Annotated in this window: 14 protein-coding genes and 1 pseudogene; 12 read left to right on the forward strand and 3 right to left on the reverse strand. The window is 51.7% G+C overall.

Annotated elements, in window-relative coordinates; all coding sequences use genetic code 11:
• Window positions 1–14: 14 nt before the first annotated feature.
• From H6A28_RS07060 to H6A28_RS07115, 12 genes and pseudogenes are all read left to right on the forward strand, one after another.
• Window positions 15–1,202, forward strand: a complete 1,188-nt coding sequence (locus H6A28_RS07060) for an ABC transporter permease (protein WP_204476264.1) — start codon at window positions 15–17, stop codon at window positions 1,200–1,202.
• A 40-nt stretch (window positions 1,203–1,242) separates the two neighbouring features.
• Window positions 1,243–1,656, forward strand: a complete 414-nt coding sequence (locus H6A28_RS07065; RefSeq protein WP_204479538.1) for a hypothetical protein — start codon at window positions 1,243–1,245, stop codon at window positions 1,654–1,656.
• A gap of 147 nt (window positions 1,657–1,803) precedes the next feature.
• Window positions 1,804–2,183, forward strand: a pseudogene (locus tag H6A28_RS07070) (GxxExxY protein).
• A 406-nt stretch (window positions 2,184–2,589) separates the two neighbouring features.
• Window positions 2,590–4,119 carry a F0F1 ATP synthase subunit beta gene (atpD, locus tag H6A28_RS07075; protein WP_204479539.1) on the forward strand — a complete coding sequence of 510 codons (1,530 nt, stop codon included), beginning with the start codon at window positions 2,590–2,592 and terminating at the stop codon, window positions 4,117–4,119.
• A 21-nt stretch (window positions 4,120–4,140) separates the two neighbouring features.
• On the forward strand, window positions 4,141–4,386 hold the full coding sequence (locus H6A28_RS07080) for a F0F1 ATP synthase subunit epsilon (protein WP_204476268.1): 246 nt from the start codon (window positions 4,141–4,143) through the stop codon (window positions 4,384–4,386).
• A gap of 69 nt (window positions 4,387–4,455) precedes the next feature.
• Window positions 4,456–4,947: a hypothetical protein gene (locus tag H6A28_RS07085; protein ID WP_204479541.1), complete on the forward strand. Its 492-nt coding sequence runs from the start codon at window positions 4,456–4,458 to the stop codon at window positions 4,945–4,947.
• Window positions 4,865–5,923: a F0F1 ATP synthase subunit A gene (gene atpB, locus H6A28_RS07090; RefSeq protein ID WP_204476278.1), complete on the forward strand. Its 1,059-nt coding sequence runs from the start codon at window positions 4,865–4,867 to the stop codon at window positions 5,921–5,923. Before H6A28_RS07085 ends, atpB begins: the two co-directional genes overlap by 83 nt.
• A gap of 45 nt (window positions 5,924–5,968) precedes the next feature.
• On the forward strand, window positions 5,969–6,223 hold the full coding sequence (gene atpE, locus H6A28_RS07095) for an ATP synthase F0 subunit C (RefSeq protein WP_022053168.1): 255 nt from the start codon (window positions 5,969–5,971) through the stop codon (window positions 6,221–6,223).
• An 18-nt stretch (window positions 6,224–6,241) separates the two neighbouring features.
• Entirely contained in the window at window positions 6,242–6,745 is a 504-nt protein-coding gene (atpF, locus tag H6A28_RS07100; protein ID WP_204476270.1) for a F0F1 ATP synthase subunit B, read from the forward strand.
• 7 nt (window positions 6,746–6,752) lie between these two features.
• Window positions 6,753–7,307 carry a F0F1 ATP synthase subunit delta gene (locus H6A28_RS07105; protein ID WP_204476271.1) on the forward strand — a complete coding sequence of 185 codons (555 nt, stop codon included), beginning with the start codon at window positions 6,753–6,755 and terminating at the stop codon, window positions 7,305–7,307.
• Between the two features lie 104 nt (window positions 7,308–7,411).
• Window positions 7,412–9,001, forward strand: coding sequence for a F0F1 ATP synthase subunit alpha (gene atpA, locus H6A28_RS07110; protein ID WP_204476272.1), 1,590 nt, complete (start codon window positions 7,412–7,414; stop codon window positions 8,999–9,001).
• 5 nt (window positions 9,002–9,006) lie between these two features.
• On the forward strand, window positions 9,007–9,894 hold the full coding sequence (locus tag H6A28_RS07115; RefSeq protein ID WP_204479543.1) for a F0F1 ATP synthase subunit gamma: 888 nt from the start codon (window positions 9,007–9,009) through the stop codon (window positions 9,892–9,894).
• A gap of 206 nt (window positions 9,895–10,100) precedes the next feature.
• On the opposite strand, the gene H6A28_RS07120 is transcribed toward H6A28_RS07115, so the two are convergent.
• From H6A28_RS07120 to H6A28_RS07130, 3 genes are all read right to left on the reverse strand, one after another.
• A complete protein-coding gene (locus tag H6A28_RS07120; RefSeq protein WP_239465292.1) occupies window positions 10,101–10,526 on the reverse strand; it encodes a hypothetical protein in 426 nt (141 codons plus the stop codon).
• 260 nt (window positions 10,527–10,786) lie between these two features.
• Complete coding sequence (locus H6A28_RS07125; RefSeq protein WP_204479544.1) at window positions 10,787–11,410, reverse strand: HAD family hydrolase; 624 nt, start codon at window positions 11,408–11,410, stop codon at window positions 10,787–10,789.
• Window positions 11,411–11,420: 10 nt separating this feature from the next.
• A complete protein-coding gene (locus H6A28_RS07130) occupies window positions 11,421–12,341 on the reverse strand; it encodes an RluA family pseudouridine synthase (RefSeq protein WP_204477272.1) in 921 nt (306 codons plus the stop codon).
• Window positions 12,342–12,350 lie beyond the last annotated feature (9 nt).

The raw sequence follows: 12,350 nt of genomic DNA on the forward strand, positions 1-12,350 counted from the left end.
AAACGCATAAAGAGATGATCTGGAAATTATTGAGACAGCACATCAGTGTGGCGCAGCTGGCGGGGTTTTTCCTGGCCAACTTGTGCGGTATGGTGATTGTGCTGCTGAGCATACAGTTTTACAAGGACGTGTTGCCGGTGTTTACGCAGGGCGACAGTTTCATGAAGAAGGACTACGTGATTGTGAGCAAGAAGGTGAGCACGCTGGGCAGCCTGGTGAGCAAGGGCGGTACGTTCTCGAAGGGGGACATTGCCGACATGGAGGCACAGCCGTTTGCCAAGCGTACGGGGGCGTTCACTCCGGCGCAGTTTGAGGTGTCGGCCGGCATGGGCATGGCCGGGATGCAGCTTTCTACGGCGATGTTCTTTGAGTCGGTGCCCGACGAGTTCGTGGACGTGCGGCTGGAGGGCTGGACGTATCGCGAGGGACAGGACGAGATTCCGATTATCATCCCGCGCAACTACTTGAACCTGTACAACTTCGGTTTCGCGCAGAGCCGCAACCTGCCGCAGCTGTCGGAGGGGGTGATGGGCATGATGACGCTCGACGTCCGTATCAGCGGAAAGGGCCGCACGGAACGCATGAAGGGACGCATCGTGGGTTTCTCGAACCGGCTGAACACGATTTTAGTGCCGCAGGCGTTCATGAACTGGGCGAACGCGGCCTTCGGTGACGGACGGGACAACGCGCCTTCGCGGCTGATTGTGGAGGTGGACAACCCGGCGGACGACCGCATCGCAAAGTATTTCAAGGACCGGGGGTATGAGACGGAAGGCGACAAGCTGGATGCGGGCAAGACCACGTGGTTCCTGAAAATGGTGACGGGCATCGTGCTGACGGTGGGACTGATTATCAGTGTATTGTCGTTCTACCTGCTGATGCTGAGCATCTATCTGCTGTTGCAGAAGAACACGAAGAAATTGGAGAACCTGCTGCTGATTGGATTTAGTCCGGCGGCAGTGGCGCGTCCGTATCAGGTGCTCACGGTGGCATTGAACGCGGCCGTGGCGGTGATTGGCGTGCTGGTGGTATGCGTGGCTCGCGGAAGTTATCTGGACATGCTGGGCCGGCTGGTGCCTGATTTGGAAGAGGGCAGTCTGTGGCCGGCGTTGCTGACGGCGGGCGTGCTGTTCTTAGTGGTATCGGTGCTGAACGTGGTGGCCGTACGCCGGAAGGTGGATTCCATCCGGGTAAAGAAATAAATACCTTTATATATTATTCAAACAAAAACAGAACTGACTGATGAAAAAACTGAAAAATGTATGGCTCTTTTTGGGCCTGGTGCTGATGGTGGCCGGACTGGCAAGTTGTAGTACCGAAGACCCTACGGGGGTGGAGGTATCGCGTGAAGATATTATCGGTACGTGGAAAGTGACGGCAAACGACTGGTCGGATTCGGAGGGAGATTCCGGGCGGAATGACCACGTGGGAATGACGCTGACCCTGAATAGTGACGGCACGACGGCTTTCCAGGGGTATCACTACCAATGGACGTTGGGCAATCAAGGGGTGCTGACCGTTTCGGGGGCGGGTAATCTGAACGTGCGGGTGACGATTCTTTCGCTGGAGAACGGGGTGCTGCAGGCTACGTATTCCTACGGTTCTTCTTCGGAAGCATATGAGGTGGAAGGAAATTATACCTTCCAGCGGATGTGATTTTTCTTGATATTTTTAGACAGAAGGACATAAGTACAGAGGTGTTTATTTTATGTTCTTTTGTTCTTCTGTCATATAATTTTTTTTGGACAAAAGAACAGAAGTACAGAAGTTTTTGTGTTTATAATATATAAAATAAGGTGGGGTATGGGAATTGAGGAACTTATTAAGAAGACTGTTCAGTGTGCATTTAACGTGAGAATGCATCTTGCGGCGGGTTTTCTGGAATCTGTGTATCAGAAGGCGTTGTGGTTGGAGTTGCAGGAAAATGGAATTCGAGCCGACATGGAAATGCCTATCAATTATATTATAAGGATAAGGTGGTAGGAGAATTCAAAGCGGATCTTATCGTGGAGGGTGAGATTATTGTGGAGCTTAAAGCGGTGCAGCATCTTAATGCGATGCATGAAAGTCAGTTGGTTAACTATTTGACTGCCACCCATAAAGACCATGGACTGCTGATTAATTTCGGCGGTGAACGAATTGAAATAAGACGAAAGTTCCGGGAGTATAAGAACAGACTGTAGATTTTGGACAGAAGAACAAAAGGACATACGTTTTTTTGTATATCCCTCTCGTTATTCCTTTTTTTGTTCTTATGTTCTTCTGTCAGAAAAAGACACGCACACAAAAATATGTTCTTTTGTCCTTTAGTTCAAACTCGCTTGATGTGTCCGCGCACACACAAATTTCGTGTAAATAAGTGTTTAATGTACAGCATCAGTGTGAACGATTGTAAAACGTTGAAAATAGAAACTCTTGATTTATGTCATGTTTGGAAGAATCAGTCTAAAAAATGTTACATGGAGTTACACCTATGTGAGTTTATTCTGTAAATTTGCGTTACAGAAAAGGTCAAACTTTTGACAAATACCCGGGACGTTTGGCGAAAGAGAGACCCAGAAGATTCATTTTAAATTAAAATAATAGCTTATGTCAAAAATCGTTGGACACATTTCGCAGGTAATCGGTCCGGTGGTCGATGTGTACTTCAAGTTAGAAGAAGGACAAGACGTGGAACACGCCTTGCCGAAAATCCACGATGCCATGACGATCGCCCGTAACGACGGTCGTACGCTGGTGATTGAAGTACAGCAGCACATCGGTGAAGACACGGTACGTTGCGTGGCCATGGACAGCACCGACGGATTGAAGCGTGGAATGGAAGTCGTTCCTACGGGTCATCCGATCACGATGCCGATTGGTAACCAGATCAAGGGCCGTGTGATGAACGTGGTGGGTGACACCATCGACGGAATGAAGGAACTGGACAAGAAAGGCGGTTTCCCCATTCACCGTGAACCTCCGAAATTCGAAGACCTGGCCACTACCCAGGAAGTATTGTTTACCGGTATCAAAGTGATTGACTTGCTGGAACCTTACTTGAAAGGTGGTAAAATTGGTCTGTTTGGTGGGGCGGGCGTCGGAAAAACCGTGCTCATCAAAGAGTTAATCAACAACATTGCCAAGAAACACAATGGTTTCTCTGTATTCGCAGGAGTGGGTGAGCGTACCCGTGAAGGTAACGACCTGCTGAGAGAAATGATTGAATCAGGCGTAATCCGCTACGGTGACGACTTCCTTAAGAGTATGGAAGAAGGCAACTGGGACCTTTCGAAGGTGGATTACAACGAAGTGGAAAAATCGCAGGTGGCCATGGTGTTCGGTCAGATGAACGAACCTCCCGGTGCCCGTCAGTCAGTAGCCCTTTCCGGTCTGACACTGGCAGAGTCTTTCCGTGACCGCCAGACGGGTGAGAACGGTCCGCGTGATATCCTGTTCTTTATCGACAACATCTTCCGTTTCACTCAGGCCGGTTCTGAGGTATCTGCCTTGCTGGGACGTATGCCGTCGGCTGTAGGTTACCAGCCGACACTGGCTACTGAAATGGGTCAGATGCAGGAACGAATCACTTCTACGAAGAACGGGTCCATCACTTCCGTTCAGGCCGTATATGTGCCTGCCGATGACTTGACCGACCCTGCTCCGGCTACTACCTTTACGCACCTTGACGCCACTACGGTGTTGAGCCGTAAGATTACCGAGCTGGGTATCTATCCGGCTGTGGATCCGCTGGACTCTACGTCGCGTATCCTCGACCCGCTGATCGTGGGCAAGGAACACTACGAAACCGCTCAGCGCGTGAAACAGATTCTGCAGCGTAACAAGGAACTTCAGGATATCATCTCCATCCTGGGTATGGATGAACTTTCAGACGAAGACCGTCTGACCGTGAACCGTGCCCGTCGTGTACAGCGATTCCTGTCACAGCCGTTTGCCGTGGCTGAACAGTTTACCGGTGTGCCGGGTGTGATGGTTTCCATCGAAGACACCATCAAGGGCTTCAAGATGATTCTGGACGGCGAGGTAGACTATCTGCCTGAACAGGCCTTCCTGAACGTGGGTACCATTGAGGATGCCATCGAGAAGGGTAAGAAGTTGCTGGAAGCTGCGAAGGGATAAACCATTTAAAAAGGAATAAATATGAAAGAACTTCATCTGGTTATCGTTTCACCCGAACGCCTGGTTTACGAAGGAAAAGTGAGCTTGGCTACCTTTCCGGGAGGTGCTGGAAAATTTCAGGTCATGGCCGACCATGCCCCGCTGATTTCCACGCTCGCGGCAGGGGAAGTGAAATACGTGGCCGGAAAGGAAACGCACTCGCTGCAGATTAAAGGCGGGTTCGTGGAAGTCAAAAACAATCAGATTTCAGTCTGTGCCGAACTCTGAGAAGAGTGGGGCGGACGTTGAACCGAATATGTTTTTGGCGGCTTTCCGAATGAAAAACCGCACGATACTATGTTTTTGTTGACCGTGAAGAAAAAGTTTGTGAAAGAATTGACCGTGATAGGAATCATACTGACAGCGCTTGTCGCCGTAGTGTATCACTTGTTCATACCCGACAGGTATTTCCTGTGGTTTCCTGCCATCCCGATATTCTTTTATCTTTTCGGTCTCTTCTACATAGAGATGTTCGCGTTCAATTACCGTCAGGGGGTGCAGAAGATTGCGATGACGTACCTGGTGTGCAAGGCGATGAAATTCATCCTGAGCGCAATGGTACTGATATTCTACGGATTTGTGATTGGACATGAAGTAGTGGCCTTCATGGTGACCTTCATCTTCTTTTACTTTGCGTTTCTGATATTCGAAACCCGTTTTTTCCTTCTTTTTGAAGCGAAACTCAAATTAAGACAAAAAAGAAATGATGAAAAAAATACGGTACATAGTGATTATGCTGTTACTGCTGATGGCGGTTCCGGCTGCCACGATGCAGGCACAGGCCGCTGAGGGTGACGTAGACGTGAACGAACTGGTGTTCGGACACATCGGCGATGCCTATGAGTGGCACATCGCGACCTTCGGCAACACGGAGGTGCGCATCCCGCTGCCCGTAATCGTGAAAAGCAGTACAGGCTGGCACGTGTTCTCGTCTGCCCGGCTGGAGGAAGGTCCTTACGAGGGTCTCTACGTGGCCAAGGGCGGCAGCTACGACGGCAAAATCGTGGAACGGAACGCAGCCGGCGAGGAGGTCCGTCCGCTGGACATCTCCATTACGAAGAATGTGCTGGGCTTGTTTATCAACAGTGCGGTGCTGCTGGTGATTATGCTGAGCTGCGCCCGCTGGTACAAGAAACATCCGCTGGAAGACGGGGCTCCGAAAGGGGGCGTCGGCATGATAGAGGCTACGGTGATGTCGATTTACAACGACGTGATCAAGGGCTGTGTGGGCGAGAACTACCGCCGCTACGCACCTTATCTGCTCACCGCTTTCTTCTTCGTGCTGGCCAACAACCTGATGGGGTTGATTCCGATTTTCCCCGGTGGTGCCAACGTGACGGGTAACATCGCCATTACCATGGTGCTGGCCCTGTGTACGTTCGTGCTGACCAACGTGTACGGTACGAAGGCTTACTGGAAGGAAATCTTCTGGCCTGATGTGCCTACCTGGCTGAAGGCGCCGGTACCTATGATGCCGTTGATTGAATTCTTCGGTATCTTTACGAAGCCGTTCGCACTGATGATCCGTTTGTTTGCCAACATCATGGCAGGACATGCGGCAGTGCTGAGCCTGATTGCCATTATCTTCATCACGGTGAAATCAGGACCGGTGATCAACGGTTCGATGACGGTGGTGGCTGTGGCATTCGGCATTTTCATGGATGCGCTGGAACTTCTGGTGGCATTCATCCAGGCATACGTGTTCACGATGCTGTCGGCCGTGTTTATCGGCTTGTCGCAGGTGAAGGAACATGCCAAAAAATAATAGACTAAAGAAAATTAAAGTATAACCTTTTAAAACAAGAAAATTATGTTATTGTCAGTTTTATTGCAGGTAGCTGCAGGTGTTGGTATTAGTAAATTGGGCGCCGCTGTCGGTGCAGGTATTGCAGTTTTGGGTGCCGGTATCGGTATCGGTAAGATTGGTGGCTCAGCAATGGAAGCTATGGCCCGCCAGCCGGAAGCTTCAGGCGACTTGCGTATGAATATGATTATCGCTGCTGCCTTGGTTGAAGGTGTGGCTCTGATTGCCATCGTAGTTTGTTTGTTGACATTGTTCTTGTAATACATAAAACAGTAAATTATGGGATTATTAACTCCGGACCCGGGGCTACTGTTCTGGATGATTATCACCTTCGGAGTCGTATTCTTCCTCCTGGCAAAATACGGCTTCCCGGTAATCATCAAGACGGTGGAGGACCGGAAAGCATACATTGACAACTCGCTCAAGGCTGCCCGTGAGGCCAACGAACAGCTGGCCAACGTGAAGGTGGAAGGAGAGAAAATCCTGACACAGGCTCACGAAGAGCAGAGCCGTATTTTGAGTGAGGCAGCGGCTACACGCGACCGTATCATCAAGGACGCTCAGGAAAAAGCCTTCACTGAAGGCAACCGCCTGATGGAGGAGATGAAGAAGCAGATTGAAACGGAAAAGGAAAGTGCCATCCGTGACATCCGCCGTCAGGTAGCTGTGCTGTCGGTGGGCATTGCGGAAAAAATCATGCGCAGCAAACTGGCTGACGAAAAGGAACAGGCCGCGCTGATTGACCGTATGCTGGATGAAATGATTGAATCTTCTAAAAAATAAATGAGTTATGAATACAGGAGTCGTTTCAAGGCGTTTCGCGAAGGCGCTGCTGGCGTACGCGAAGGACGAGGGACAGGAAGACAAGGTGTATGAGGAGGTGAGAACACTGGCCGCACACTTTGTGGAAGTGCCCGGCCTGCGCCACGCCATTGAGAATCCTGTACTGGAGAAAAAGAAAAAGGTGGAGCTGCTTTGCGAGGCGTCGGGAGGAAAGACGGTGAGCAAAGTGCTCACGCGCTTCTTCAATCTGGTGCTGGAGGAGAGACGGGAAAAGTTCTTGCAGTTCATGACGTGGTCGTACATCGACCTTTATCAGGAGGACAAAAACATTCTCATCGGTAAGCTGACGACCGCTGCAAGCTCGCCCAGACTGGTGGAACACTTGCAGAAACTGGCTGCGGAACGTACGCACGGCAAGGTGATACTGGAAGAAAAGGTGGACAAGAACCTGATCGGAGGGTACATCATCGAACTGGCGGGCTACCGCCTGGATGCCAGTGTGGCCAACCAGCTGAAGCGCGTAAAACAGCAGTTTATCGCGAAAAACAGAAGAATAGTGTGAGAGTGAAAAGGGAGAAGTCCAGAAGTAAAAGGTTTACTTTTAACGACTCTTGCTTTCGTCTCTCGTGTTTAACTATTAACTTTTAACTATTAATTAAAAGAACTATGCCAGAAAATACAATAAAACCCAGCGAAGTTTCAGAGGTGTTGCTCCAACAGTTGAAGGGGATTGACAACTCGCTGAAATTCGACGAAGTAGGTACCGTACTTCAGGTGAGCGATGGCGTGGCTCGTATTTACGGTCTGCGTAATGCGGAAGCCAACGAGTTGCTGCAGTTTGAAAACGGTATCATGGGAACGGTGATGAATCTGGAGGAGGACAACGTGGGAGCCGTGCTCCTGGGTCCGACCGACCAGATCAAGGAGGGGATGATTGTAAAGCGTACCAAGCATATCGCTTCCATCAACGTGGGCGAATCGATGTTAGGACGTGTGATCGACCCTCTGGGCGTGCCTTTGGACGGACGCGGTGAGATTGGCGGTGAGCTCTGCGAAATGCCGCTGGAGCGTAAGGCACCGGGAGTTATCTTCCGTCAGCCGGTAACCGAACCGTTGCAGACGGGTCTGAAGGCCATCGACGCGATGATTCCTATCGGCCGCGGACAGCGTGAGTTGATCATCGGCGACCGTCAGACCGGGAAGACGGCCATTGCTATCGATACCATCATCAACCAACGTTCGAACTTTGAAGCCGGAAATCCGGTGTACTGTATCTATGTGGCCATCGGTCAGAAAGGTTCTACCGTAGCGAGCATCGTGAACGCGCTGCGTGAAAAGGGTGCCATGGACTATACCATCGTGGTAGCCGCTACGGCTTCCGACCCTGCTGCCATGCAGTATTTCGCTCCGTTTGCGGGTGCCGCCATCGGTGAATACTTCCGTGATACCGGCCGTCATGCCCTCGTGGTATACGATGACTTGTCAAAACAGGCCGTGGCTTACCGTGAGGTATCTTTGATTCTGCGTCGTCCGTCCGGACGTGAGGCTTATCCGGGTGATATCTTCTACCTGCACTCTCGTCTGTTGGAACGTGCAGCCAAAATCATCAGCCAGCAGGAAGTAGCCGAGCAGATGAACGACCTGCCTGCCAGCCTGAAAGGCAAGGTAAAGGCCGGCGGTTCACTGACTGCCCTCCCGATTATCGAGACTCAGGCCGGCGACGTTTCTGCCTACATCCCGACCAACGTGATTTCCATTACCGATGGTCAGATTTTCTTGGAAACCGACTTGTTCAACCAAGGTTTCCGTCCGGCCATCAACGTAGGTATCTCCGTATCCCGTGTAGGTGGTAGCGCCCAGATCAAGAGTATGAAGAAAGTGGCCGGTACGCTGAAAATCGACCAGGCTCAGTATCGTGAACTGGAAGCCTTCTCCAAGTTCAGCAGCGACATGGACCCTGTAACGGCCATGGCCATCGACCGCGGACGTAAGAACAACCAGCTGCTGATTCAGCCGCAGTACTCACCGATGCCGGTGGGCGAACAGGTAGCCATCCTGTACTGTGGTACGCACAGCCTGATGCGCGAAATTCCTATCGCCAAGGTACGTGCGTTCCAGGATGCCTTCCTCACGACCCTGCGTGCGAACCACCAGGCCGACGTGCTCGACGTGCTGGCATCTGGAAAGATCAACGACGACGTCACAGCCATTATCGAAAAAGTAGCGGCAGAAACTGCCAGACAATTTAAAGCATAATCCTCATGGCATCACTGAAAGAAGTTAAAGGAAGAATCAACTCGATCAACGGCACGCTGAAAATCACTTCGGCGATGAAGATGGTGGCCTCGTCGAAACTGCACAAGGCGCAGGAGGCCATTGAAAACATGCTTCCTTATGAGCGCCGGCTGCACCGCATGCTCGACCATTTCCTGAGCGCGGGGCTGACCGTGGAGTCGCCTTTTGCAGTGAAGCGTGAGGTGAAGAAAGTGGCCGTTGTCGTATTTGCATCCAACAGCAGCTTGTGCGGTGGGTTCAACGTGAACGTCATCCGTCACCTGAACGAGGTGGTGGAGGAGTATGCCGGAACGGTGGGCCGCGAGAACATCGTGATTTACCCGGTAGGCCGTAAGGTGGCCGACGCGGTGAAGAAGATGAAAGGCGTGGTTTCGGCCGGCGACTTCCAGCACATGAGCGGAAAACCGAACTACAAGGAGGCGGCCGACCTGGCTGCCAACCTGATGGAGCAGTTTGCTGCCGGTGAAATCCAGAAGGTAGAACTGTTGTACAACCACTTCAAGTCGACTTCTTCGCAGATCCTGACCCGCGAGACGTATCTCCCGCTGGAACTGAATGCGGCGAAGGCAGACGACAAGGAGGAAGCTGCCGACGAAATGCAGGCAGACTACATCATCGAACCGTCGCCGGAACAGGTGATGCAGGAACTCTTGCCGAAGGTGCTCTGCCTGAAGCTGTACACCGTGCTGCTTGACTCTACGGCTTCGGAACATGCGGCCCGTACGATGGCCATGCAGATTGCCACGGATAATGCAAATGACTTGATACAGGAACTGACCTTGATTTACAACAAGAGCCGTCAGCAGGCCATCACGAATGAGCTGCTGGACATCGTGGGCGGGACAATGGCCTGACCCGGTGCGGCTTTTTGCACTGCATAAAAAAACGTATCGCTGTCTTTCGGCAGGATACGTTTTTTTTTTGAACGAATAAACTAAAAAATTAATTATCTTAAAAAGAAAACATGAAATTCGCTTGGTGATTTATTTATATAACAATCTGGTTGTCACCTTGTTCATTCTTCGTCGTGTTTTTTTATCTCTTTTTTTTCTTTCTTTTTTTAATAATTATGGAAGCTCACCCAGGTACCGTCGAGCTGGCATTCCAGTCGTCCGTTGCCGAGGCGGATGTTGTCCATGTAGGAGAAATCGCCGCCGCCGTAGTTGAGCCGGATGCTGGTGTAGAACGCGTCGAACCAGTCCCACACGAAATCGTAGCGGTATTCGTCCCATCGTCCGTAGGCATCCTGCACGCGGATGTAGTCTTCGCCCGTGCCGTCGGGATAGAAGCGCAGCACCTGGAAGCGGTGGTAGCCATAGTCGTCGTACCAGTCGTCCTGCCAGTCGGAGCTGCAGAGGTAGCCTGTGCGTTCGCGGTATTCCAGTGAGCCGTTTCCTAAATCCATTTCCACGTTACAAGACGGGAAGGCGAGCGTCAGTGTGAGCAGCATCGCTATATACATGAATTTTTTTGCCTTTGTTTTCATAACTTTGGGTGTTTTGGTTTCCTTCTGTGACAAAGGTATTTGGAAAAAAGCATACAAACGAATGATTTTTCCTATTCGTGGAGGGGAATTTCCCTACGGAGGGTAGGGATTGGCGCAAAAAAATCTCCTGCTTTTACTGTGGTTTGTCTTCCGGGCGGGTAAAAACAGGAGATTCTATGTGGAAGTGGAGTCTATCGGATGCGGATTCTATTTCTGAAACAGCTTCCGAAAAACTCGGTGGATCTGAGTCAGGAGTGTATTCAAGACTTCTGCAGCAGGGCAATCAGGGCATCGCGCCAGTCCTCGCCGTTGCGCGGACAGTACGTCTGGAAGCCCAAGACGTGTGCCGCCTGTACGTTGCCGGGGCCGTCGTCCACGAAGAGCGATTCTTCCGGGTCGATGCCGGCATCGGCTATCAGGAAGTCGAAAATCCGCCGGTCGGGCTTGGTCACCCCAATCTGATAGGAGAGATACAGCTTGTCGAAATACTCGTTCAGCGGTTTGCCCTTGGGCGAGAATTCCGGACTGCAGGCCCAGTCCATCACGTAAGGGTTGGTGTTGCTCAGCACGAACAGCTTGTAACGCTTGCGCAGTTCCTTGAGGCAGTCGAGCAGGCGTCCGTCTACTCCCGTAAAGAAGCCCATCCATGCCTGGCGTGTTTCTTCCCAAGTGAGTGTGCGTCCGCAGAGTTCGCCCAGTTTTGTTTGAAATTCGTCTGCCGTAATCTTGCCTTCTTCCAGTTCTTGGAAGATACCCGTCTGGTGATATTTGTCCAGACGCTGGTCGGCATCGGCCAGTCCTAATTGCTTGAAAGCCTCGACTGCTTTCTCGCGACTGATCGGGGCAATGACGCCTCCGAAATCGAAAATCAGGTTTTGTATCATTGTGTCGTTTTTATTTTCTCAGCATCAGGTTCTTGAATGAGCCGGGGTAGGGTGTTTCAAATTCCATGCGTTCGCCCGTGAGCGGATGGTAGAAGCAAAGCTTGAAGGCATGAAGCGCCAACCGTCCGAGGGGGTCGGCTTCACAACCGTAGCGTGCATCGCCCACGATGGGATGTCCGAGGGTCTGCATGTGCACGCGGATCTGGTTCTTGCGTCCCGTTTCCAATTGCAACTCCACGAGCGAGTAACCGTTGGCCCGCTTGATGGTGCGGTAGTGCGTGATGGAGAGCTTGCCTCCGTCGTCCACCGGCGAGGAGCTGACATACAGCTTGCGGTCGGTGAGCCAGGAGCGTACCATGCCCTGGTCTTTCTCCATGTCGCCCATGACGATGGCCACGTAGCGGCGGTCGTACACGATGTCGTGCCAGTTGTCGCGGAGCGTGTGCTGCGTCTTTTCGTCCTTGGCATACATCATGATGCCCGACGTCTCGCGGTCGAGGCGGTGCACCACGAAGATGCGGTTGTTGCGGTGTTCCCGCTTCACGTACTCATTGAGGATATGCTGTGCGGTACGTTCCTTCTGGTGGTCGGTAGCCACGGAGAGCAGTCCCTCTTTCTTCTCCACCACGATGAGGTACGCATCCTCGTACAGGATTTTCAGCATCGGGTGACGGAACTCGTGGTTGTGCTTTTCCCGGCTCACCTGCACCTTCATGCCCGGCTTGAGGGGATAGTTGTACTGTGTCTGGATGTTGTTGTCCACCATGACCACGCGGTTGGACAGGAGAGCCTTCACGCGTGTGCGGCTGATGCCCGCCATCTTCTTCATGAGGAACTCCATCAGTTCTGCCGGTTCGGTGACCGGATAGACCGTATATCTGGCGGCAGCCCGCGGAAGGGGACGCCGGCCGTTCGTATTTCTTCTTGCCACTTTGTGTAT

This window comes from Bacteroides mediterraneensis, assembly GCF_016900355.1.
GTDB lineage: Bacteria > Bacteroidota > Bacteroidia > Bacteroidales > Bacteroidaceae > Phocaeicola.

What these genes read in the sequence shown, in the direction of transcription:
- atpA (WP_204476272.1), top strand. Translation starts at nt 7,412, where the DNA reads ATGCCAGAAAATACAATAAAACCCAGCGAAGTTTCAGAGGTGTTGCTC.
- atpB (WP_204476278.1), top strand. Translation starts at nt 4,865, where the DNA reads ATGAAAAAAATACGGTACATAGTGATTATGCTGTTACTGCTGATGGCG.
- H6A28_RS07065 (WP_204479538.1), top strand. Translation starts at nt 1,243, where the DNA reads ATGAAAAAACTGAAAAATGTATGGCTCTTTTTGGGCCTGGTGCTGATG.
- H6A28_RS07115 (WP_204479543.1), top strand. Translation starts at nt 9,007, where the DNA reads ATGGCATCACTGAAAGAAGTTAAAGGAAGAATCAACTCGATCAACGGC.
- H6A28_RS07120 (WP_239465292.1), bottom strand. Translation starts at nt 10,526, where the DNA reads ATGAAAACAAAGGCAAAAAAATTCATGTATATAGCGATGCTGCTCACA.
- H6A28_RS07060 (WP_204476264.1), top strand. Translation starts at nt 15, where the DNA reads ATGATCTGGAAATTATTGAGACAGCACATCAGTGTGGCGCAGCTGGCG.
- H6A28_RS07080 (WP_204476268.1), top strand. Translation starts at nt 4,141, where the DNA reads ATGAAAGAACTTCATCTGGTTATCGTTTCACCCGAACGCCTGGTTTAC.
- atpE (WP_022053168.1), top strand. Translation starts at nt 5,969, where the DNA reads ATGTTATTGTCAGTTTTATTGCAGGTAGCTGCAGGTGTTGGTATTAGT.
- H6A28_RS07085 (WP_204479541.1), top strand. Translation starts at nt 4,456, where the DNA reads ATGTTTTTGTTGACCGTGAAGAAAAAGTTTGTGAAAGAATTGACCGTG.
- atpF (WP_204476270.1), top strand. Translation starts at nt 6,242, where the DNA reads ATGGGATTATTAACTCCGGACCCGGGGCTACTGTTCTGGATGATTATC.
- atpD (WP_204479539.1), top strand. Translation starts at nt 2,590, where the DNA reads ATGTCAAAAATCGTTGGACACATTTCGCAGGTAATCGGTCCGGTGGTC.
- H6A28_RS07125 (WP_204479544.1), bottom strand. Translation starts at nt 11,410, where the DNA reads ATGATACAAAACCTGATTTTCGATTTCGGAGGCGTCATTGCCCCGATC.
- H6A28_RS07105 (WP_204476271.1), top strand. Translation starts at nt 6,753, where the DNA reads ATGAATACAGGAGTCGTTTCAAGGCGTTTCGCGAAGGCGCTGCTGGCG.